Raw genomic sequence first — 21,320 nt, 5'->3', positions numbered from 1 at the left:
CCTAGGATCGCGCCAGATTCATGACCGGGAGGGGTCGGGCGGCCGTGGGCGCCAGTGGGTGGGAGTACGTCGCCGCGTACGAGGGCAGTGTCGAGAAGTCGCCGGAGGCTCTGCACCGGCTGGACGAGTGCCGTATGCGGTGGACGGGCGTGTACGTCCTCCTCCACACCGGTGACCAGCCCGAGCCGACCCACCTGGGCGTCTTCGGATACTCGGACGACTGCGCCGCCCCGCCGTGACCGACCGCTTCCGCTTCCCTGTCTCAACCGGCCGACCGGAGAACACCGTTGTCCTCGATACATGACTTCACCACCTGGGAACCGCTGCTGCGGCTCGTGCGGGAGTCCGACCCGGAGCGGCTTGCCGCGCCGGGTGGTTACGTAACGGGCTATATCGACTTCGGCAGTTGGAGTGTGCCGGTGCAACGGCCGAGCTCCGTGCCGGGGTGGACCGCCCAGGTGGAGGACAGGCAGGCCGAGTTCACCGCCGTGGAGCGTGTGCAGGCCGCCATCAGGGCCGACGGCGCGAACGGTGTCTCGTTCATGGTGGAGACGGCACCGGACGGGAGGACCCTGTTCCACGTCATCGAGTCGGGCCCCGCCGTGGAGCCCGGCTTCATGAGCCCCTACGTGGGTGCGCTGGTTCTGGTCGAGGGCGCCGTCCCCGAACCCTGGCGGCGCCTGCCCGAGGTGGTGCCGGGCGTGGCTCCGGCCCCGTCAGCGGACCCGGCGCTGCTGGAGCGCACCCTCCGCGAGCGGCTCCCCGACGCCATCGGTGCCACCGAGGCGGAGATCGCGGCAGCGGAAGCGCGCCTCGGCATCCCGCTGCCCGACGAACTCAAGGCGCTCTACCGGGTGACCCGGGCACGGTGGCAGGACCGGGGCGACGACTACGAGGCGGCGGAGCGCGTCGCCGACGCGGTCGGCTGCGAGCTGTTCTCCCTGGACGGGCTGTACATCGCGGACGCCCGGTCCCGCCCCTGCCCCTGGCAGTTCGCCGCCACGGACGCCGTCGTCACCGAGCCGGACGCCGTCGTGCAGGGCCTCGTCGGCTCGCCCGGCTGGATCGTCTTCGGCGACAACGGCGGCGGCGACCGGATCGCCCTCGACCTGACACCCGGGCCGGGCGGACACACCGGGCAGGTCATCGTGATCGACCACGAGAGGAAGATCGGCGCCGGACTGCGCGCCGACTCCCTCACCGCCATGGTGATGAACCGCCCCGACGGCTGGTACCGGGGCCCTGACACGGACGGCCCGCCGGTGGTGGCCCGGGTGAACATCCACGCTCTCGACAGTGTGGAGGCCGCCGCCCACCCCGAGCTGGAGGTGCTCAGCATCGGTGTGTGGCAGGGCGAACCGCTCAGTCTCGCCCCGGTCGTCGGGCTCCCCCGTCTGCGAACCCTCAGCGCCTACCCGGGGACGCTGGCCGACCCCCTGGAGATCGCCGGGCTGACCGGTCTGGAGTACCTGAGTCTCGGCCCCGAGGAGTGGCGCGTCCTGCTCGACGCCGGCGCCGTCCCCCGGAGCCTGTCGGCGGCGGCCATCGAGATGCAGGGCGTACGGCACCCGCTTCCGATCCTGGACCTCGCCAACGAACTCCTCGCCCTGTGGGACCGCCCCCTCATCAGCCGAACCGTCCTGGAAGCCCACCCGGACACCGACCGGTGAGCGAGGACGGACTGGAGGAGTGGGCGCCGCCGCCCGAGTACGAGATCGAGATCGGTACCGAGCCGCTGGAACGCCCGGCCCGGAACTCGGTGGGCGGGTGGCCCTACTTCGACGACGACCAGGAGTGGCCGCGCTGCTTCTGCGGCGAACGGATGGCGCTGTTCTTCCAACTGGATCTGCCGGACGACATCGAGTTCTTCGGCGGAGAACACCTGTCGGTCTTCCACTGCGCCCACCACCACGACGCGGCCGACCCGGTGACGTCCGACGGCCGCCTCGTGCCCCGGTTCTGGGAGGCTCCGCAGCCGCCGTTCCCGGGCTCGTTCTGGCGGGTGCTGCTGCAGCGCGACCCGGGGGTGCCGGAAGCGGAGCCCGAGCCGGCCGTGCGCGCCCTGCCCCTGTCCCTGCGGCCCTTCGTGGACGGGCACGGGCCGTACGAAGTGCACTTCAAAGTGGGGGGTACGGCGGCCTGGCCTCACGAGGCCGAGTACTACCTGTGCGCGTGCGGCGTGGAGCCGGCGTTCGTCTGCCAGATACCGGGGAACTGGGAGTTCGGCGTCCGCCCCGGGGCTCCGGTGCAGCCCTACAGCATCCGGGACGACACCTACCACCTGTTCCTCGGCAACGAGGTCTACCTACTGGCCTGCCCGAAGCGCTGCGACCCGGCGGCCGTGTCCGGAGTGCGCCGCGCCCTGCGTGACTACGGCGTCGACGTCCAGCTCTGCGCGAGCGAACTCGTCACCAACGTGATCCGGCACCTTGGCCAGGGCCTCCCCGTCACCGTCCGGGTGTCCTGCGGCGACGGCCGTACGCGACTGGAGGTCACCGACCCCGACCCGTGCGCCCTGCCCGTCCTGCGCGAGGCGGTCACCGTCGACGACGAGTCCGGCCGGGGGCTCGCGCTGCTCGACGCGCTGGCCCTGCGGCGGGGCGTGACGCAGGGGCCCGGCAGCAAGACCGTGTGGTGCGAGCTGGTGGCACGGCCGTCAGGGGGCGAGTGCGGCGGACACCCGGGCGGGCGGCAGTTCGAGGAGTCCGTACGCTCACACACCCCACCTCGCTGAGGACCGCCTGCCCAGTTGCTCAGGCTGCGTCGGTGCGGTGTGCGGTGTGCGGTTTGCGGTGTGCGGTGAAGGACACCCAGGTGTCGTTGTCGTCCAGGGCGATGTTCAGCGTCGCGTCCAGGGCCTTGGCCAGCTTGGCGAGAAGCGGCAGCGTGGGGACGGTGTCGGAGCCTTCGATCCGGGAGATTTTCGCCTGGGTGAGGCCGGCGCGGTCGGCCAGCTCGGTCTGGGTGAGCCCGAGCTCCGTCCGTCGGTCGTGCACAGCCTTCGCCAGTGCCATGGACAGGCGGATCTCGCGCCGCGCCTCTGCCACGTCTTCCGGCTCGGTGAACCCCTCCGCGAGCTTCCGTTCGCGCAGGGTCTTCCAGTGGCTGTGGCTCATGGCTCCGCCTCTCCCTCGTCGACGGTACGAATGAACTCCTCGTGGGCCGGTTCGTGTTTCGCCTCGCATACCTTCTGCGCGAGCTTGGCACGCCGGACCTCGGTGTCTTCCCTCATCCTCGTCTTAAGGAAGGGAGGTGACGTCACCGGATGTCGGGATTGTCCGCCGGGGTGATCGAGGGGCGGGCGCTGTTGTACAGTCCGCGCCTCTGTCGTGACGTAAGGAAAAGGTCCATGCGAACTCGTCCCGGACGCACCGCCGCGCTCGCCCTCCCGGTCGCCCTCACGCTGGCCGCGTGCGGCGCGGAGACGGACGACGCGAAGACCCAGGAGACGACCTCGTCGCCTGCCCGCGAGGCGTCCGAGCAGCCCCAGGCGCCCGAGTCCGCGGAGGACTTCCTCGACCTCGCCGAGAAGGCGATGGCCGAGGAGCCCGCCTGGAGCTTCTCCGTGACGGGCGAGGAGGGGCTGACGCTCCAGGGGCAGAAGAGCGCGGCGACCTACGAGGGCAGCCTCCGGCGTGCCGCCGGGCGGGCGGCACTGCACTCGCAGGGCGTCAGCACCAGCAGCAAGGGCACGAAGAAGACCGAGGAGCTCTACGTCGTCGGCGACGCGGGGTATCTGAAGGAGGGTTCGGCCGGCTGGAAGGCAGTGTCCCCCGCCGACCCCGAGATGCGGAACAAGGTCGAGGACCCGATCGCGGTCGTCGACGAGTTCCGGATGTACGCGCGGGCTGCCGACGGCGAGGTGAAGGTGACCGAGACGGAGGGCGGCGGCACGGTCGAACTCCGTGTCGTGAGCGGCGAGCAGAAGCTGAGCGCCGTCCAGGACCGGGCGTGGGCGAAGAAGGCCAAGCGCGAGTTCGACCCGACGGCCGAGCAGCTCCGCGCGGCGGGCATCCCGGTCGAGGACGGGCAGTTGACGCTCTCCGGCCTGGAGGAGGTGCTGGTCCTGGACGCGACGTCGTACCGGATCGAGAGCCATCGTCTCGACTTCGGCTTTCTGATTCCGTACAACGGCCAGGACGTCACGTTCGAACAGAAGGTCAGCGAGGCGAACCAGGGCCCGTACCAGGGAAAGATCGAGCTTCCGGCGGACGTGCGCTGACGCGGAGTTCCCTGCCCGCACCCGAGTGGTGGCCGGCCGGGTGAGGGCGCTACGGGGTCAGGGTCGAGGACGGCACCGACGTGCCGGCTGTGACCGGGTGGCGTCAGGCGGCGGCACGCCGGCCTCGTCCGTGCAGGGTCAGGTAGAAGGTGCTCAGCGACTCCTGTGAGCTGCCCGCCGCGAAGCAGTTGCGGACCTTGCCGAGGGGGTTCCACACCCGTCCGTCCGGCATCCGTACGCCGACCGGCTGCCCGAAGTAGTCCTGTTGGTCGGCGTCGAAGTCGACCCACTGGGCGTCCGCACGGCGGACCAACACCTCACCGACGTAGGCCCCGAGCCCTAACAGCGCACCGCTCACCCGCACCTCTTCCACGCCGTCCTTGCGCAGCCCGTCGACCAGGAAATCGACGAGGCGGAGGCTGGCCACGGAGTAGTCCAGCGGGAGCCGCTTGCGGGCGGTGACGCGACTGACGAAGGCCCCTGCACATGTCCGCATGTCCTCCGCGCACGGCAGTCGATCGCTCACATCACTCACAGGATCGCTCCCCCTCCACTCGATTCGGGGAGAGCTCCCGCCCGTCCCCCATCAGATCAAGCGGATCCGGCCTTGGAGGCATCACGGGTCACGGACGTGCGGAATCCCACATGAGGTCCCGCGGGAACCGGTACAACCTTTTCACTTGCCATGCGTCGTCAGGGTCATGTCGCTGGGCCGGTCAGCCCACGGGCAGGATCGACGGCCACCAGCCGGGGATACCGGCCGGCCCGCAGAGTCCTTCCATGGGGCCCGTCACCAGGTTCCAGACGACCATGGCGGGCCAGAGCAGGGCCACCACCAGGACCGCGGTGCTGAGGACGCGCACCGCAGGCCGCCCTCCTTCCATCCTGTGCAGCAGCGTTCCCCAGGTCGCAACGCCCGCTGCTCCCACGACTGTCGCGCTGATCAGGACATGGAGCATGGCGAATCCGGGCTCGCCGGCGTGACAGTCCCGCCAGGCGAGACCGAGGAGCAGTCCGTGTGTATAGAACGAGCTGGTGAAGACGAGCCATGGCATCAGGACGGGTGCGTCATCACTCCGGCGGAGAATGCGACTGCCCCACGTGTCCGCTGCGCACCGGAAGAGATACCACCAGGCGATCAGGCCGATCACAGAAAGCACGATCCGCGCCATGACCGGAATGTCAGCCACAGCCGCCTGTCCCGGCGCACCCACGGCGAACATGACGGCGAAGCCCACCAGTCGCCAATCAATCCATATGCGCCCTTGCAACAGACCTCCAAGGCGTTGACGTGGAGCCGTCGGCTGTTGTCCGAGCCCGAGGTCGCCCTCGCCCCGCCCTTCCTGCCGACCTGTGAGGCCCGTGGGCCTGACGCGATCCTAGGGACGGCCGTTGACATCACGCGGTCCGTGCCGCGTGATGTCAACGGCCTGCGTGGACAGAACATCTAGACCCAGGGCTGTGATCGTACGACGGCCACGCAGCAGACACCGGCCAGAAGCAATGTGAGCCCTGCGGGTCGCGTCGCAGCCTTGCCCGCGTCGGTCTTGTAGACCTCGGTGGGTTCGTCGTTGTGGACGAGAACCGCCGCCGAGCCGACCGCCACGAAGTACGTGTGCTGGCCGTCGACGGTGAGGTTGTGAACCCGCTGGGTCCGGTGCCTCTCGTCGATCGCGGTGATCTGGACCCAGGCGCCGGCCGAGGTCTGGAGCCACATGCCGGGCTCGAGGTCCTCCGCGTTGGCCCATCTGCCGAAGTCCGGCAGCCAGAACGGGTGCTCGGCCGTGGCAGTGATCGTCTCCGGCTTGGTGTCGCCGTCCTCGCCGCCGGGGTCGACGGCGAGGAGGACACAAGCGGAGCCCCGCCCACCGGCAGTGGGCGGGGCTGCTTTGTTGTTCTCGGCTCCTCTACCTCAGGAGGTCCACCTGGCTGAGCAGTTCAGCCCATTGGTCTTCGCGCCCCGCGGCGGACAGGTCCACGTAGCGGGGCCCTGCCACGAAACGCAAGAAGAAAGAGGTGAAGTCGTCCGCAGCCTTCTCGAACGACGAGGATTTCCACCACTCGACTCCGGTGTCCGGGAAGTACCAGACTTCTCCGCTCGACCGGTTCACGAAGAACGGATCATCGGTGATGACTCCGCAGCACAGCCAATTCTCGTGTCCGAGGGTGATCTCTGCCCCGGGAATCGGATCGGTATAGAACTGCATCTGGTCAGCCATGGAAGCCGAGAAGATGGTGGCGTCACCACAGGTCGCGCCGTTCGCGACCATGAGGAACGTCCGAAGTGAGGGCGGTAGGTCTGCGGACAGTTCCTTGGGGCGAGCCCCAGCGGGCAAGGAATTCATCATGCGCCATTCGGCCTGCATTCCCGTCGCATTCCGCAGTGTTTCCATGACCCGCTGGAGCTCGGCACTCATGTTTCGATCACCACTCAACCCTGATCTTGATCGGAGTGAAGTGGGTCTGCAGCCGCTCGGGTGGCTGTCGGAGAGCCGGCCGGACCTCGGTCCGCGGCAGCCAGGAGAACTGTTTCCCCTGGAGGCGGCTTGGCAGTCGGAGGACGACGAGACGGTCGCCCCTGAGGACGATCCACGCACCGATGCCGTGTACACCAAGGGGTCGATCGTTTTGGGATCGGAGGACGGGCAGTCGTTCTGGGTGCTGGTGACCACGGGGCCCCGCCGGGGCGAGGTCTGGATGGTGGCCGACGTGGGAACCGGCCCGGTGCCGGGGGAGGACGCCTGGGGCTTCGAGCAGTGGGTGCGGCAGTGGCACTCCGGTGACGCTCGGTCGGCCTGAACTACTGCCTCGGGTGCTGTCGAAGCACGCGGACGGAGCCAATGACGCATGCGGTCACCAGGGTGACGGTGATCGCTGCTGTCCCCGCCGGCGCGACTTCCCTGCTCGTTGACGATTCAACTGCGATCTCTGTCAACTCGGCGGGCCCGGCCCGGCCTTGTGACGTCGCCGCTGTCGCTGCGAGCGGGAAGTGTCCAGATCCTGAAGTCGATGACCGGGATGACGACGGCTGCCAGCAGGAGAATCGCTCCGGAGACGGAGGCGAAGCCGGCATCCGATTCCAGCCTTTCTCGGACTGGGACTGCTATGAGTCCTACCGCAGCCCGCTCAGTGCATCAGCGGACGTCGATGCAGGTGTGCGAACCCGAGACAGAACCAAGCCGGAAGTCAGCCACGTTCCGCCGCCCGCGAGCAGGTGAAAGGCCGGCTCGCGGGCGCGCGGGCGAATTATTGACCAACGGATCGAGGGTACGTCAAGCCCAAGGACATTCGGGGAATTTACCCCACCGAAAAGCAGTCGGTTCGCCCCTTTTGCGCTCTCCGTCGCGTGGCGCGCTCCGCGTGGTGTATAACCGCCCGGTCCGACTTCAGCTGAATGCCGCATCGATCCGTCATGCCGAAAGTCGGACCCTGTTCGTGTCGTCGAAGGAATCCGCGGAGTCCATGGAGTCCATGGAAAGCGAAGAACCGGAGAGCATGTCCGAGGGGCCGCACCACGCGGAAGCCGGGGCGGTGTGAAGGCGGATGCGGCGGCGGTCGGCGCCGAAACCACCGGTGCGCAGAACGGCGCGGGCGAGAACACGGGCAAGAGCGCGAGCGGTGGCGCTCGTCCCCGGCGAGCGGGGCGGCCGGACGGCCTGCACGCTCGCGATCCACAGCGGGCACGTCCAACAGGCCGCTGTTGTGGGTGAGTTCCGCCGTGCTACAGGTGTCGGCGAGCCGCCCGCCAACGACAACTGATCTTCACGTACAAGGTTCACAAAGGGGTGGGCATGAGTCCAAGAGGAACCCGCGCGCGGCGTACGAGAACGTCGAGGCGCACGATCTGGCTGGCGGCCGGGGCCGTGGTCATCGCAGGCACCGGTGTGACGGCCGTGGCCGTCGGCGGAGGTTCCGAGGGCGGCGGCGCCGACGAGGCCGCGCGTCCCGCGCAGGCCCATACGCTGGCGTTGACCGGCAAGGACCCGAAGAAGCGCGAACTGCCGCGCACCGAAACACAGTTGTTCTCGCTCATCGGTGTCTCCTGGGAGGACAGCGCCGACGAGTTCGAGGGCACCGCGCAGATCCGTACCCGCGGTGCGGAGGGCGGCGCGTGGACCGACTGGCGCGACCTCGATTTCGACATCCGGGCCCCCGAGACGCAGGAGGGTGAGGCCGGCGATGTCCGGGGCGCTTCCGAGCCGCTGTGGGTGGGGCCGTCGGACGCCGTCGAGGCCCGTGTCGTGGCCGGCGGCAAGGAGACAGCCGTGCCGGACGCGCTGCGGCTGGACATGATCGACCCGGGCGAGACGAAGGGCGGCAAGGGGAAGGGGAAGACCGGCAAGGGACAGGAGAACGGCAACGGCAACGGGAACGGCAACGGCAACGGGAAGGGCAACGGCAACGGCAAGCCGTCCGCCGAGCCCGGCGACTCCGGGACCACCGTCCCGGACCCGTCGCAGTCCGGCGGGGAAACCGAGCCGAGCAGCGCCCCCGAGCAGCCGACCGGGCCGTCCTCGGAGCCGACCGAGCCCCCGGCCACCGAGCAGTCGGCCACCTCCAGCGCCCCGGAGCCTTCCGAGGAGCCGACGCAGGACCCCGCACAGGACCCGACGGCCGAACCGAGCGCCCCCACCGCGAGCGAGGAGCCGACCGCCGAGCCCGGCAGTCCGAGCGAGGAGCCGACGGCGCCGGAGCCTTCCGAGGAGCCGACGCAGGACCCGACACAGGACCCGACGGCCGAACCGAGCGCCCCCGCCCCGAGCGAGGAGCCGACGGAGGAGCCCACCGCCGACCCGACCACCGAGCCCACGGCGGAGCCGAGCACCCAGCCGGACCCGGCCGAGTCGACGGCACCGGCCGCTCCCGCCGCACCGGCGGTCGTCAGCCGTGCCGACTGGGGCGCGGACGAGTCGCTCGTCGCCGACCCGCCGGACTACCTGGGCAAGGTCGACGCGGTCTTCGTGCACCACACGGCCGGCACGAACAGCTACGAGTGCGCCGAGTCGCCGGCCATCGTCCGTGCGATCCTCACGTACCACGTGAAGACCAACGGCTGGAGCGACATCGGCTACAACTTCTTCGTCGACAAGTGCGGAACGGTCTTCGAGGGCCGTGCCGGCGGCACCGACAAGCCCGTCCGGGGTGCTCACACCTACGGCTTCAACGGCTACTCGTCAGGCGTCTCGCTGCTCGGCGACTACGAGAACGGCGGCACGCCGACCGCCGCGGCCAAGCAGGCGATCGCCGACATCTCCGCCTGGAAGCTCGGCCTGCACGGCGTCGACCCGGAGGCGAAGGCCACACTCACCGCGGCGGCCGACGCCAAGGGCTGGAAGAACGGCGACAAGGTCACGCTGAACACGATTTCCGGCCACCGCGACGGCTACGCCACGCTCTGCCCGGGTGTCGCGCTCTACTCGGCGCTGCCGGAGATCCGCCGCACGGCGGGCGCGTCGGAGTACGCGGGCTGATCCGCGTACGCGAACCGATCCCGCGGGGAAACGGCGACGGGGCACTCCGGGCGGGCTGCCCGGAGTGCCCCGTCGGCGGTGCGCGGTGCGTGGCGCCCGGTCCGCGCGTCGCTGCGGGTGCACGCGGACCGGGGCCGTATGGGGGAGCCCGGCGGGGCTCAGCGGGACGCGAGTTCGCGCGGCTCGAGGGCCGCGGTGTGCGCGTCCATCCGTTCGGCGGCCAGGATCGCGGCCACCGTGTCGGCGCGGGAGGCGGCGACGACCAGGGCGCGGCCCGCGCGGGCGTGCGCATGTCGGTGCAGGGCCGTGGCGTTCGCCTGACGGCCCCTCGTGGTCGCCGACGCGCGAGCCGGCTTACGTCCTCCCCGCAGGCGGGCCACCTGCTCGGCGAGCCGCTCGGCCGCGGTGTCCAGATCGGCTGAGGGCGCCGCGACACGCAGCTCGTCGGTGACGGCGAGCAGCGCGGCGAGATGGCCCGCGAGCTGGATGTCCAGCTCTTCCTCACGGGACCGGTGGGGGAAGTCGTGGGGGGTGCCGGCCATCGTGCGGTGGACCGACTTGCTGCGGATCGGTTCGTACATGGATGGCCTCCTGAGTGCTAACAGGAAGCCATCCTAGCTTGGATTTCGTCTAAAGTTGAGTCGTTCACAAGATCGGACAGCTTAGACACACAGGGTGAGCGCGTGCCCCGTCAGAGCTGGCCGTAACCGTCCAGGAAACGGGCGATCCGGCCCACCGCGTCCCGCAGGTCGTCGACCGACGGCAGGGTCACCACCCGGAAGTGGTCGGGTTCCGTCCAGTTGAAGCCGGTGCCGTGCACGACCATGATCTTCTCGCTGCGCAGCAGGTCCAGGACCATCTGCCGGTCGTCCCTGATCTTGAAGACGTCGGGGTCGAGGCGCGGGAAGAGGTACAGCGCCCCCTTCGGCTTCACGCAGGTCACGCCCGGGATCTGGGTCAGCAGTTCGTACGCCACGTCCCGCTGCTCGCGCAGCCGGCCGCCCGGCAGCACCAGGTCGTTGATCGTCTGGCGTCCGCTGAGCGCGGCGACCACTCCGTGCTGGCCCGGCATGTTCGCGCACAGGCGCATGTTCGCCAGGATCGTCAGACCCTCTATGTAGGAGTCGGCGTGCGCGCGGGGCCCGGAGACCGACATCCAGCCCACCCGGTAGCCGGCCACCCGGTACGCCTTCGACATGCCGTTGAAGGTGAGGGTGAGCAGGTCGGGGGCGACGGAGGCGGTGGGGGTGTGGACGGCGCCGTCGTAGAGGATCTTGTCGTAGATCTCGTCCGAGCAGACCAGCAGGTTGTGGCGGCGGGCGATGTCGGTCAGGCCCTTGACCATCGCCTCGTCGTACACCGCGCCGGTCGGGTTGTTCGGGTTGATGATCACGATCGCCTTGGTGCGGTCGGTGACCTTGCGTTCGATGTCGGCGAGGTCCGGCATCCAGTCGGCCTGCTCGTCGCAGCGGTAGTGCACCGCCGTGCCGCCCGCCAGCGAGACGGCGGCCGTCCACAGCGGGTAGTCCGGCGCCGGGACCAGCACCTCGTCCCCGTCGTCCAGCAGCGCCTGCATCGCCATCACGATCAGCTCGGAGACGCCGTTGCCGATGAAGACGTGCTCGACGTCGGTCTCGATGCCGAGGGTCTGGTTGTGCATGACGACCGCCCGGCGCGCGGCCAGCAGCCCCTTCGCGTCGCCGTAGCCGTGCGCCGACGACACGTTGCGCAGGACGTCCTCGAGGATCTCGGGCGGGCACTCGAAGCCGAACGCGGCCGGGTTGCCGGTGTTCAGCTTGAGGATGCGGTGACCGGCAGCTTCCAGCCGCATCGCCTCCTCGAGCACCGGGCCCCGGATCTCGTAACAGACGTTGGCGAGCTTGGTCGACTGGATCACCTGCATGCTGGGAGCTTACGACTCGGTAATGCCCCGCGCGCCGTGTCATCCGCCACGTGAGATGCGTCGGTTCGGTTCGTTGTGTCCGTGCGGGGCCCGTGGCCACCCTCCTCCCGGCCGTGCGGCGCCCCGTCCGAGCCCTCTCGGGCGGTCCGAGGGGTGCGGCGCTGGCGGCCTCGAGGTTCCCCCGAACGTGTACCGCTCGAATGCCTTCCCCACCTCCGCGCCGGCCGCCGCCCGGGTCCGGGAGGGCCTGACCCGGGCGGCGGCCGGCGCGGGCGGGCGGTCAGTGGGGAGACCTGCGGACCGACCGCCCCGCCAGTACGTCGGTGCGCCGCCCGTCCTCCATCACGAACCGCCCGTCGACCAGCACGTACGGGATGCCCACGGGGAGCGTCCGGGGCTGCTCGAAGGTGGAGCCCGCGGCCACCGTCCGCGGGTCGAAAAGCACCAGGTCGGCCCTGTACCCCTCGCGGACCAGTCCGCGGTCCGCGAGCCGCAGCCGGGCGGCCGGCCGCGACGTCAGGTGCGCGACGCACTCCTCCAGCGACAGCACGCCCAACTCCCGTACGTACCGACCGAGATACTGCGGGAACGTGCCGTACGCGCGCGGGTGCGGCTTGGCGCCCTGGAGGATGCCGTCCGAGCCGCCGGTGTGCACCCGGTGCCGCATGATCGCCCGCACGTTCTCCTCGTGGCCGACGTGCTGCAGGATCGACGGGGCCAGTCTGTCCTTGAGCAGCAGTTCACGCGCGAGGGCCCACGGGCTCTGACCGCGCAGCGCGGCCGACTCCCGCACCGTGCGGCCCACGTACTCGCCCAGCGCGGGGTCGCCCACCCCGGAGATCTCGATGGTGTCCCACTCGATGGGCACCCCGTGGCAGCCGTCCGAGCCGGTCACCTCCAGATGGTGCCGGATCCGCTCGGCCGTCCCGTCGTCCGCGAGCCGCCTGAGCGTCTCCTCCGGGCCGCCCTCGCTCGCCCAGCTCGGCAGCATCGCGACGAGGGTGGTGCAGCCCGGCGTGTACGGGTACGTGTCGAGGCTGATGTCGGCGCCGGCGTCCAACGCCTCGTCCAGCAGAGCCAGCAGTTCGGGAGCCCTGCCCTTGTTCACGCCGAAGTTCATCGTCGCGTGCGCCAGGTGCAGCGCGCAGCCCGCCTCCCGGGTGAGCGCCACCATCTCCGCGTACGCCTCGAGCGCGCCCGCGCCGTAGGAGCGGTGGTGCGGGCAGTAGTAGCCGTCGTACCGCGCCACCACCCGGCACAGCTCGGTGAGTTCGGCCTCCTTGGCGTACATGCCGGGCGTGTACGTCAGCCCCGACGACATGCCGACCGCGCCCTGCTCCATCCCCTCCGCGACCAACTGCCGCATCCGGTCCAGTTCCCGGGGCGTCGCCTCCCGGTCCTCCCAGCCGACGGCGAGCGCGCGGACCGTGCCCTGCGGGATCAGATACGCGGCGTTGACCGCGATGCCCGCGTCGAGCCGGTCCAGGTACTCGCCGACCGAGCGCCAGTCGAAGTCGATGTCGTCCCCGCCGCCGTTCCAGCCGGCGATGGCCGAGCGCACCTCGCCGAGCGTGCGGTCGTCGACCGGCGCGTACGACAGGCCGTCCTGGCCCAGTACTTCGAGGGTGACGCCCTGCGCCGCCTTGGCGCTGTGGTCGGGGTCGCGCAGCAGCGCCAGATCGCTGTGCGCGTGCATGTCGATGAAGCCGGGGGCCAGGACCAGCCCCTCGGCGTCCAGTTCGCGGCGGGCCTTCGGGCGCTGGCAGCCCGCTGCCGCCGCCTCCTTCACGATCGAGACGATCCGGCCGCCGTCGACGACCACGTCCGCGCGGTAGGCGTGGTCGCCGGAGCCGTCCACGACATCGGCGTCCCGGATGACGAGTTCTTCCATGCCGCGGCCCTCCTAGAAGAACGTACGGATGTAGTCGACCACCGTGCCGTCCGCCTCCGCCACGGGAATGAGTACCCACTTGTCGAACGACGTGCACGGGTGCGACAGTCCGAGCCCCAGCCAGTCGCCGACCTCCAGGTCGGTCTCCGGGGTGGTGCGCAGCCAGGTGTGCTGGTCGGAGAGGGAGACCACCGAGACGCCGGTCGCCGGACGCTCGGCGCCGTCCCGGCGGATCACCTGCGCGAACGGCAGGTCGAGATCGTAGGCCGCGTCCCGCTTGCCGGCGTTGGCGAAGGCCTGGTCGGCGGACGGACGGGACACGATCTGCGTCCACAGCCGGAACGCCGGTTCCAGCGCGCCCTCCTCCGGTACCCGGTTGAACGGCGTCACCGCGCTGTAGTGCCCGTCGTCGTGCGAGACGTACGCACCCGAGCGCAGCAACTTCAGCACGGGAGTGGAGAGTTCGGGGATCCCGGCGAAGACGTCGGCCACCGCGTCGAACCAGGCGCTGCCGCCCGCGCTCACCACGATCTCGTCCAGGTCCGCGAACCGGCCCGCCTTGTCGAAGTCCACCGCCAGGGCCACCAGCCGCCGCAGCCACGCCCGCACCCGCTCCGGGTCGGCGTCCGGCACCTCGCCCTCGTACCCGGCGACCCCGACCAGCCGCAGACCGCGCGCGCCCGCCACCGCGTCGGCGACGGCGGCGCACTCCGCCTCCGTGCGCACCCCGGTCCGGGCGCCCTCGCCGGCGGCCAGCTCGATCACCACGTCCACCGGGCGGGCGGACCCGGCCAGCGCGGTGTCCATCAGCTCGACGCCGCGCACGGAGTCGACGTAGCAGACGAAGCGGAAGTCCGGGTCGGCGTCCAGCTCGCCGGAGACCCAGTGCAGGGCCGCCGTGTCCACCACCTCGTTGGCCAGGAAGATCCGCTGGACACCGAACGCCCGCGCCACCCGTGCCTGGTGCGGCACCGCGAGCGTGATGCCCCAGGCGCCGTGCTCGATCTGGCGCCGGAAGAGCTGCGGGGCCATGGAGGTCTTGCCGTGCGGGGCGAAGGCGAGGCCGTGCCGGGCCGCGTACGTCTCCATCAGCTTCAGGTTGTGCTCCAGGCGCTCGGCGGACAGCGCGAGCACCGGGGTGGTGAAACCGCCGGTGAACAGGTTGCGGCGCTGGGCGGCCAGCTCGCCGACGGTCAGCCCGGCGGCGTCCGGCGGGAGTCCCTTGAAACGGTGGTCGACGCGTTCCTCGGTGAGGTGCTGGTAGCTGTCGGAGCCGGGGTCGAGGACCATCAGAGCCTCCCTGATCTGGTGTGTTGCATTCTCTGCAACACCCATTGCGTATGTCGCTTACGGCTGTCTAACATCTCGGCCACGCGGGGTCAACGGAAACGCGTCCCCGCCACCACCGCAACCGCCCACGCAGCCGCCCCACGCCGACCGCCGCGGACGACGCCGTGGACGCCCGCCACCGCCCCTGCCGCCCGACCCCGCCACGCCGAGGAGCCCCGACATCGTGACCGCCACCGGACCCCGCACCGCCCCCGACGTCGTGGAGGTCGTCGACGTCGTCGCGCTGGGCGAGTCCATGGTGACGTTCCTGCCCTCCCGGCCGGGCCCCCTCGCCGACGTGCCCTCCTTCGAACGGGCCATCGGCGGCGCGGAGTCCAACACCGCGTGCGTGCTCGCGGCGGCCGGGCACCCGGCACGCTGGATCAGCGCGGTCGGCCAGGACGGCTTCGGCGACCACCTCGTCCGGACCATCGGGGAGTACGGCGTCGACGTGTCGTACGTCCGGCGCGACCCGCACCGCCCCACCGGCGTCTACTTCCGCACCGCCGGCGACCGCGCCACCGACGCCCACGAGGTCGCCTACTACCGGGCCGGCTCCGCCGCCTCCGCGATGACCCCCCGCACCGTCGACCTGGCCGCCGCCCGCGCCGCCCGCGTCCTGCACCTGTCAGGCATCACCGCCGCGCTCTCCACCGGCTGCCTGGACCTCCTGCGGGAGCTGACCGCCCGCCGCCCCGGCCGCCCGCTCGTCTCCTTCGACGTCAACCACCGGCCGGGACTGTGGCGCGACAGCGCCGCCCACGGCCCCGAGGTACTGCTGGAACTGGCCCGCGGCGCCGACATCGTCTTCGTGGGCGAGGACGAGGCGCGCGAGGCCTGGGGCCTGCGGGACGCCGCCGCCGTACGGGAGGCGCTGCCGGAACCGGAGGTCCTGGTCGTCAAGCAGGGCGGCCGCGGCGCGACGGCCTACGGCCCGGACGGGACCGACGCCGGCGCCGCGGTCTTCGCCCCGTCCCTCGATGTGGACGTCGTGGCCGCCGTCGGCGCGGGCGACGCCTTCGCCGCCGGGTTCCTCTCCGCCACCCTGCGCGCCCTGCCCGTACGGGACCGGCTCCGGCACGGCCACCTCGCGGCCGCCGCCGCCCTCACCACCCCCGGGGACCTCGCCGCACCCCCCGCCCGCGACCTGGCCGACCGGCTGGCCGCCCTGGACGACCCGGCGTGGGGGAGACTGCGTCTTGGCCCCGGTTGGACCGAGACCGACACCGCGGGCGCGCACCCGGACGCGGGCCACGCGGACCGGGCCGAGGAGGAGGGACGTACCCCATGAGCCAGACCGTCGACCGTGCGCTGAGCATCCTGCCGCTGCTCGCCGAGGGCCCCGCCGACCTCGGGCAGGTCGCCGACCGCCTGGGCGTGCACAAGTCCACGGCGCTGCGGCTGCTGCGCACCCTGCACGAGCACGGACTCGTCTACCGCCAGTCCGACCAGCGCTACCGGCTCGGTGCCCGCCTCTTCGCCCTCGCCCAGGAGGCGATGGAGAACCTCGACGTCCGGGAGATCGCCCACCCCCACCTCGCCCGCCTCAACGAGCGGTGCGGCCACACCGTGCACCTCGCCGTGTACGAGGAGAACGAGGTCCTCTACATCGACAAGGTGGAGAGCCGCTACCCGGTGCGCATGTACTCGCGGATCGGCAAGCCCGTCGCGATCACCGTCGCCGCCGTGGCCAAGCTGCTCCTCGCCGACCTGCCCGAGCCCGAGCGCCGCGCCCTCGCGGAGCAGCTCGACTACCCCATGTACACGTCCCGTTCGACACCCAACCCGGCCGCGTTCCTGCGGGAGTTGGAGAAGGTGCGCGAACAGGGCTGGGCCACCGACCTCGGCGGCCACGAGGAGTCCATCAACTGCGTCGCCGCGCCGATCCGCGGCGCCGACGGCCGGGTGATCGCCGCGATGTCGGTCTCCGCGCCGAACGTCGTCGTCACCGCCGACGAACTCCTCACCCTGCTCCCGCTGGTCCGCCGCACCGCGGACGCGATCAGCGGCGAGTACTCCGGCAGAACCCCGGCAGAACTCAAGTGAAGGACAGCCCCGCATGACCGAGAAAGTCGCCCTCACCCCCAGCACCCACACCACCCCGCCCGCGAAGTTCTCCCACGGCGTGCGGAAGGGCAACATCCTCCAGGTCGCCGGCCAGGTCGGGTTCCTCCCCGCCGAGGAGGGCAAGGCGCCCACGCCCGCCGGTCCCACCCTGCGCGAGCAGACCCTCCAGACCCTCGCCAACGTCAAGGCGATCCTCGAAGAGGGCGGCGCGACCTGGGACGACGCGATGATGATCCGCGTCTACCTCACCGACGTGGACCACTTCGCCGAGATGAACCAGATCTACAACACCTACTTCGAGGAGCAGGGCCTCACCCAGCCGCCCGCCGCGCGCACGACCGTCTACGTCGGCCTGCCCGCGGGGCTCCTCATCGAGATCGACGCACTGGCCGTACTGGGCTGACGCGCGCTCCCTCCTTTTTCGTTTTTCCGTACCCCCCCTCACACCTCGTGTGCCACGGCACGGCGTCCACCACCCCTGGGACGCCGTGCCGCGATCCCCCATGCCCAAAAGCTTCGTGTACTCCAGTAGAGGACCCCCCGAATGTCCCGACTGTCCCCACCATCCTTTTCGCTCGCCGCCGACGCCGCGGCCGAGGCACCCCCGCACACCGGAGGGCTGCTCCTGCTGATCGACGGCACCGCCGGTCTGCTGACCGTCGCCGCCATCGGCATCGCACTGCTCCTCTTCCTGATCATCAAGGCGCGGGTGCAGCCCTTCGTCGCACTGCTCGGCGTCTCCATAGCCGTCGGCCTGATGGCCGGCCTGTCGGTCACCGAACTCTTCGGCACGGTCCAGCGTTCGGACGCGGTGTCCACCATCGAGTCGGGGATGGGCGGCATCCTCGGCCATGTCGCGATCATCATCGGCCTCGGCACCATGCTCGGCGCGATCCTCGAGGTCAGCGGCGGCGCCGAGGTGCTGGCCTCGCGGCTGCTCGGCGTGTTCGGCGAGAAGCGGGCCCCGCTCGCCATGGGCCTCACCGGTCTGATCTTCGGTGTCCCGGTCTTCTTCGACGTCGGCATCTTCGTCCTCGCGCCGATCGTGTACGCCGCCGCGAAGCGCTCCGGCAAGTCGATCCTGCTCTACTGCCTGCCGCTGCTCGCGGGCCTGTCCGTCACCCACGCCTTCCTGCCCCCGCACCCCGGCCCGGTGGCCGCCGCCGGACTGCTCAATGTCGACCTCGGCTGGGTCATCCTCATGGGTGTCGTCACCGGCATCCCGGCCGTCATCGCAGCCTGGGGCTACTCCGCCTGGATCGGCAAGCGGATCTTCGTCGCCGTACCGCAGGACATGGTCGAGGCCGCCGAGGAGTCCAAGCAGGCCGTCCTCGACGAGCAGCGTGCCGCCGGCGTCGAGCCGCGCGAGACGCCGGTGCCGCTCGGCACGGTCCTCGGCATCATCGGTACGCCGCTCCTGCTGATCCTCGCCGCGACCTTCTCCTCGATCGCCCTGGACGAGTCGACGCTGCGCTCGGTCGTCGAGTTCTTCGGCCACCCGTTCGTCGCGCTCACCATCGCCCTGTTCATGGCGTACTACCTGCTCGGCATCCGGCGCGGCTGGTCCCGCAAGTCCCTGGAGACCGTCTCGACGTCCTCGCTGAAGCCGGTCGGCAACATCCTGCTGGTCGTCGGCGCGGGCGGTGTCTTCGGCGCGGTCCTCAAGGGCAGCGGGGTCGCCCAGGCGCTGTCCGACACGTTCAACGACGTCGGACTGCCGGTGATCGTCCTGTCGTACCTGATCTCCGTGGTGCTCCGGGTCGCGCAGGGCTCGGCGACGGTGGCGATCGTCACGACGGCGGGCATCGTGGCCCCGCTGCTGTCCGAGGGGGACCACTCCCAGGCGTTCGTGGCCCTCGTCATCATGGCCATCTCGGCGGGCTCCATCTTCGCCTCGCACGTCAACGACGGCGGGTTCTGGATGGTCGCCAAGTACTTCGGCATCAGCGAGCGGGACACACTGAAGACGTGGACGGTGCTGGAGAGCGTCCTGTCGGTGGCCGGTTTCGTGGTCGCGGCGGCGCTCAGTCTGGCCGTCTGACCCGGCCCGCGCGTCCTGTCGGATCATCGTCCGATTGGTGCGAACGGTGGGTCCCATGTAGGCGTCTGATAACGAAAACAGGGGCTGGCTGTGTCCCGCACAGGATCGTCGACCATACTCCTCCGGTGTGGAGCAGCGCATAGGTTCGAGCAGCCAGCCCCTGGAAGGCGCCGGATTCGACCCGGCCTTCATCCCCGGGCTCACCGCCCCCGCGTCCGGCCGCAAGGCGGACGTGAAGGACGAGGTGGAGCCGGAGGACTCGAAGGCGGCGTCGGAGCAGGCGGACGCGGACACGGCGGCGGAGTCCGAGGAGAGGACCTCACCGGAGAAGCCCGAGGCCGCCGACGCCTCGGACGCCTCCGGTGCCTCGGACGCCTCCGACGAGTCCGACGCCTCCGAGGAGGAGCCCGCCCCCGACGGCCCGGTCTTCGAGGCGTCCGACCGCCGCGCCAGGATCGTCGCCGACCACAGTGGCGTACGGCTCCGCCTGGACGACCAGGAGTGCGAGTTCCGCTGGGACGAGATCGGCGCGGTGGAGACGGAGACCGCCCGCTTCGGCAAGCGCTACACGGTCACCGTCCACACCACGGACAGGCGCTGGTACCCGCTGGAGATCGAGGCCGCGTCCCGAAGCCGCTTCGCCGAGTGGGACACGGAGCTGGACGCGGTCCTGGACGCCTACTTCGACGACGAGGCCGCCGAGCCGGAGACGCCCGACGCGGACGCCACCGACGCAGACGCGTCCGACGACGCGGACAAGCCCGAGTCGGAGGCCGAGAAGGGCAAGTCCGCGCCGGACGCCGCTGCCGGGGAGTCCACGCCGGAGGCCGACCTGGACGAGTCCAAGCCGGGCGCCGACGTGAACGAGCCGGAGTCGGAGGCCGACAAGAGCAAGTCCAAGTCCGATACCGCCCCCGTGGAGTAGGCGCCACGCCTTCTCACGGCGGGCGGCGCCGCTCCGCGGCACCGGGGGCGGGCCGCGCTAACGGCAGTACTGTGCCTCCTTGCCGATGGAGCGGTACATGCAGTCCGCGTTCTCCAGGAGTTGCAGGACGGCGTCCCGGTTCCGGGACGTCTCCCGCTCGATGACCTCGTCGGGCGGGTAGAAGCCGCCGCCCGACGCGGACCTCGGATACATCTCGAAGGTGTAGCCGAAGATCTTGTGCGTGCCCCACAGGTAGTCGTCGATCGACCCGTCCGTGATGTACAGATCGCTGGACTGCTGCGGCGTGTAGCCGTTGCTCGCGGCCATCTTCTGACCGACCGTCCGGAAGGCGGCCTGGTCGTCGGCCGTCATCCCGGTCGTGGTGTCGGAGTAGGTGTAGCCGAACGGCCACAGCACCAGCTCGCTGTACGTGTGGAAGTCGACGCCCGCCTTGATCTGCTGCACCCCGCCCACGACCCGGCTGCGCACGAAGTCGGCGACGACCTTCACCTCGGGCGCGGACTCGGGAGCCGGACCCCGGTAGGTCTCGGAGGACGTGGAGCCGGAGGAGCCGCCGCAGCAGCCCCAGCGGTAGTTCCAGTTGCGGTTCAGGTCGGTGCCGACGTACGACGAACCGGAGTTGGGCTGCCGGTTCTTGCGCCAGGAGCGGTAGGAGCCGGTGGCGATGTCGTACTCGCCGCCGTCCGGGTTGAGGTCCGGGATGATCCAGATCTCCCGGCCGTTGACCATGTTGGTGATCCGCGAGTCGCTGCCGTACCCCGCGCCGAGTTCGCGCAGCAGGTACAGCGCCATCTCGACGGTCAGGTGCTCACGCGCGTGCTGGTGGTGGGTGAACAGGACCTCGGGCTCGTTCTCGTCCGCCGTCACGTTGTCGCTGATCTTGATGGCGACGATGTCCCGGCCCTGGTAGGAGCGGCCGATCACCCGCTTGCTCATGATGTTAGGGTACGCCGCCAGCCGCTGGTCGATCTCCGCGTTCATCTCGGCGTAGTTGTGGTAGCGGGAGTCGGCCGAGGGGAAGTCGAACAGCCGCAGACCGTCGGCGGCGGTCGAGCGGTCGGGAGCGGCGCCCAACGGCGTGACCTCGTAACCCTGTCGGCGCAGGGTGCGGATCTGGTCGGCGTGGCCGGAGACGACCACCGTCTCCTCGTCGGCCTCGTCCACGGTGACCCCGGCCCGCTGGATCTCCGTACGGGTCACGGGAGTCGTGCGCTGATGGATCTCGTACTGGCGGATGTCGTCGGCCGAGGCCGCCGCCGGCTCCGCGCTGTCGGCGTCGGCCTGAGTGGCCGTCATCGACACGGGCGCGGCGAGGGCGAGGGCGAGGAGTGCGGCGAGCACGGCGGAGCGTCTGCCGCGTGTGCGAAGTCGCATGAAGTCTCCTTGTGGGAGGTGGGGTTGTCCATGGCGACGTGCCTGGTGCGGTGTACGGTGCCGCAATCCTGCGCTC

General features: G+C 70.6%; 20 protein-coding genes and 1 pseudogene. 11 read left to right on the top strand and 10 right to left on the bottom strand.

The window, feature by feature from the left end:
• Window positions 1-20: 20 nt before the first annotated feature.
• Genes AC6F7H_RS08560 through AC6F7H_RS08550 form a run of 3 tightly spaced genes read left to right on the top strand, consistent with a single transcriptional unit; the run spans window position 21 to window position 2,734 of the window.
• Window positions 21-239: a hypothetical protein gene (locus AC6F7H_RS08560; RefSeq protein WP_500756269.1), complete on the top strand. Its 219-nt coding sequence runs from the start codon at window positions 21-23 to the stop codon at window positions 237-239.
• 48 nt (window positions 240-287) lie between these two features.
• Window positions 288-1,670: an SMI1/KNR4 family protein gene (locus AC6F7H_RS08555; protein WP_500756267.1), complete on the top strand. Its 1,383-nt coding sequence runs from the start codon at window positions 288-290 to the stop codon at window positions 1,668-1,670.
• Entirely contained in the window at window positions 1,667-2,734 is a 1,068-nt protein-coding gene (locus AC6F7H_RS08550) for an ATP-binding protein (protein WP_500756266.1), read from the top strand. Before AC6F7H_RS08555 ends, AC6F7H_RS08550 begins: the two co-directional genes overlap by 4 nt.
• Window positions 2,735-2,753: 19 nt before the next feature.
• On the opposite strand, the gene AC6F7H_RS08545 is transcribed toward AC6F7H_RS08550, so the two are convergent.
• Entirely contained in the window at window positions 2,754-3,116 is a 363-nt protein-coding gene (locus AC6F7H_RS08545) for a helix-turn-helix domain-containing protein (protein ID WP_500756265.1), read from the bottom strand.
• A gap of 233 nt (window positions 3,117-3,349) precedes the next feature.
• On the opposite strand from AC6F7H_RS08545, the gene AC6F7H_RS08540 reads away from it, so the two are divergent.
• On the top strand, window positions 3,350-4,222 hold the full coding sequence (locus tag AC6F7H_RS08540) for a hypothetical protein (RefSeq protein WP_500756264.1): 873 nt from the start codon (window positions 3,350-3,352) through the stop codon (window positions 4,220-4,222).
• Between the two features lie 103 nt (window positions 4,223-4,325).
• On the opposite strand, the gene AC6F7H_RS08535 is transcribed toward AC6F7H_RS08540, so the two are convergent.
• The 4 genes and pseudogenes from AC6F7H_RS08535 to AC6F7H_RS08520 form a co-directional block, all read right to left on the bottom strand.
• Window positions 4,326-4,718 (bottom strand): hypothetical protein, encoded by a 393-nt coding sequence (locus tag AC6F7H_RS08535; RefSeq protein ID WP_500756263.1) that lies wholly within the window; start codon window positions 4,716-4,718, stop codon window positions 4,326-4,328.
• A gap of 220 nt (window positions 4,719-4,938) precedes the next feature.
• A complete protein-coding gene (locus AC6F7H_RS08530; protein ID WP_500756262.1) occupies window positions 4,939-5,460 on the bottom strand; it encodes a hypothetical protein in 522 nt (173 codons plus the stop codon).
• Between the two features lie 209 nt (window positions 5,461-5,669).
• Window positions 5,670-6,029: pseudogene (locus AC6F7H_RS08525) on the bottom strand (polymorphic toxin-type HINT domain-containing protein); the annotation flags it as partial.
• A 100-nt stretch (window positions 6,030-6,129) separates the two neighbouring features.
• Window positions 6,130-6,639: an SMI1/KNR4 family protein gene (locus AC6F7H_RS08520; protein WP_500756261.1), complete on the bottom strand. Its 510-nt coding sequence runs from the start codon at window positions 6,637-6,639 to the stop codon at window positions 6,130-6,132.
• 40 nt (window positions 6,640-6,679) lie between these two features.
• Between AC6F7H_RS08520 and AC6F7H_RS08515 the strand changes: the two genes are divergently transcribed.
• Together AC6F7H_RS08515 and AC6F7H_RS08510 are read left to right on the top strand one after the other, a co-directional pair.
• A complete protein-coding gene (locus tag AC6F7H_RS08515) occupies window positions 6,680-7,021 on the top strand; it encodes a hypothetical protein (protein ID WP_500756260.1) in 342 nt (113 codons plus the stop codon).
• 992 nt (window positions 7,022-8,013) lie between these two features.
• Complete coding sequence (locus AC6F7H_RS08510) at window positions 8,014-9,693, top strand: peptidoglycan recognition protein family protein (RefSeq protein ID WP_500756259.1); 1,680 nt, start codon at window positions 8,014-8,016, stop codon at window positions 9,691-9,693.
• A 158-nt stretch (window positions 9,694-9,851) separates the two neighbouring features.
• Here AC6F7H_RS08510 and AC6F7H_RS08505 read toward each other — a convergent pair whose 3' ends face one another.
• From AC6F7H_RS08505 to AC6F7H_RS08490, 4 genes are all read right to left on the bottom strand, one after another.
• Window positions 9,852-10,274 (bottom strand): SCO4983 family protein, encoded by a 423-nt coding sequence (locus tag AC6F7H_RS08505; protein WP_500756258.1) that lies wholly within the window; start codon window positions 10,272-10,274, stop codon window positions 9,852-9,854.
• A 110-nt stretch (window positions 10,275-10,384) separates the two neighbouring features.
• Window positions 10,385-11,596, bottom strand: coding sequence for a pyridoxal phosphate-dependent aminotransferase (locus AC6F7H_RS08500; protein ID WP_500756257.1), 1,212 nt, complete (start codon window positions 11,594-11,596; stop codon window positions 10,385-10,387).
• A gap of 280 nt (window positions 11,597-11,876) precedes the next feature.
• On the bottom strand, window positions 11,877-13,487 hold the full coding sequence (locus tag AC6F7H_RS08495) for an N-acyl-D-amino-acid deacylase family protein (protein ID WP_500756256.1): 1,611 nt from the start codon (window positions 13,485-13,487) through the stop codon (window positions 11,877-11,879).
• A 12-nt stretch (window positions 13,488-13,499) separates the two neighbouring features.
• Window positions 13,500-14,777 (bottom strand): amino acid deaminase, encoded by a 1,278-nt coding sequence (locus AC6F7H_RS08490; RefSeq protein WP_500756255.1) that lies wholly within the window; start codon window positions 14,775-14,777, stop codon window positions 13,500-13,502.
• 223 nt (window positions 14,778-15,000) lie between these two features.
• On the opposite strand from AC6F7H_RS08490, the gene AC6F7H_RS08485 reads away from it, so the two are divergent.
• The 5 genes from AC6F7H_RS08485 (at window position 15,001) to AC6F7H_RS08465 (ending at window position 19,849) form a co-directional block, all read left to right on the top strand.
• A complete protein-coding gene (locus AC6F7H_RS08485) occupies window positions 15,001-16,107 on the top strand; it encodes a sugar kinase (RefSeq protein WP_500756254.1) in 1,107 nt (368 codons plus the stop codon).
• Window positions 16,104-16,862: an IclR family transcriptional regulator gene (locus AC6F7H_RS08480; RefSeq protein ID WP_500756253.1), complete on the top strand. Its 759-nt coding sequence runs from the start codon at window positions 16,104-16,106 to the stop codon at window positions 16,860-16,862. The genes AC6F7H_RS08485 and AC6F7H_RS08480 overlap by 4 nt, the downstream gene beginning before the upstream one ends.
• 13 nt (window positions 16,863-16,875) lie before the next feature.
• A complete protein-coding gene (locus AC6F7H_RS08475) occupies window positions 16,876-17,286 on the top strand; it encodes a RidA family protein (RefSeq protein WP_500756252.1) in 411 nt (136 codons plus the stop codon).
• 141 nt (window positions 17,287-17,427) lie between these two features.
• The gene (locus tag AC6F7H_RS08470) at window positions 17,428-18,924 is read left to right on the top strand and encodes a GntP family permease (protein ID WP_500756251.1); all 1,497 of its coding nucleotides are present in this window, start codon (window positions 17,428-17,430) and stop codon (window positions 18,922-18,924) included.
• Window positions 18,925-19,051: 127 nt separating this feature from the next.
• The gene (locus AC6F7H_RS08465; RefSeq protein WP_500756250.1) at window positions 19,052-19,849 is read left to right on the top strand and encodes a hypothetical protein; all 798 of its coding nucleotides are present in this window, start codon (window positions 19,052-19,054) and stop codon (window positions 19,847-19,849) included.
• 57 nt (window positions 19,850-19,906) lie between these two features.
• Here the strand turns inward: AC6F7H_RS08465 and AC6F7H_RS08460 are convergent, their stop codons facing one another.
• On the bottom strand, window positions 19,907-21,244 hold the full coding sequence (locus AC6F7H_RS08460) for a M14 family metallopeptidase (RefSeq protein WP_500756249.1): 1,338 nt from the start codon (window positions 21,242-21,244) through the stop codon (window positions 19,907-19,909).
• Between the last annotated feature and the right edge of the window lie 76 nt (window positions 21,245-21,320).

The organism is Streptomyces sp. MMS24-W38 (genome assembly GCF_059889265.1).
This window is presented reverse-complemented; position numbering and strand designations above follow the sequence as displayed.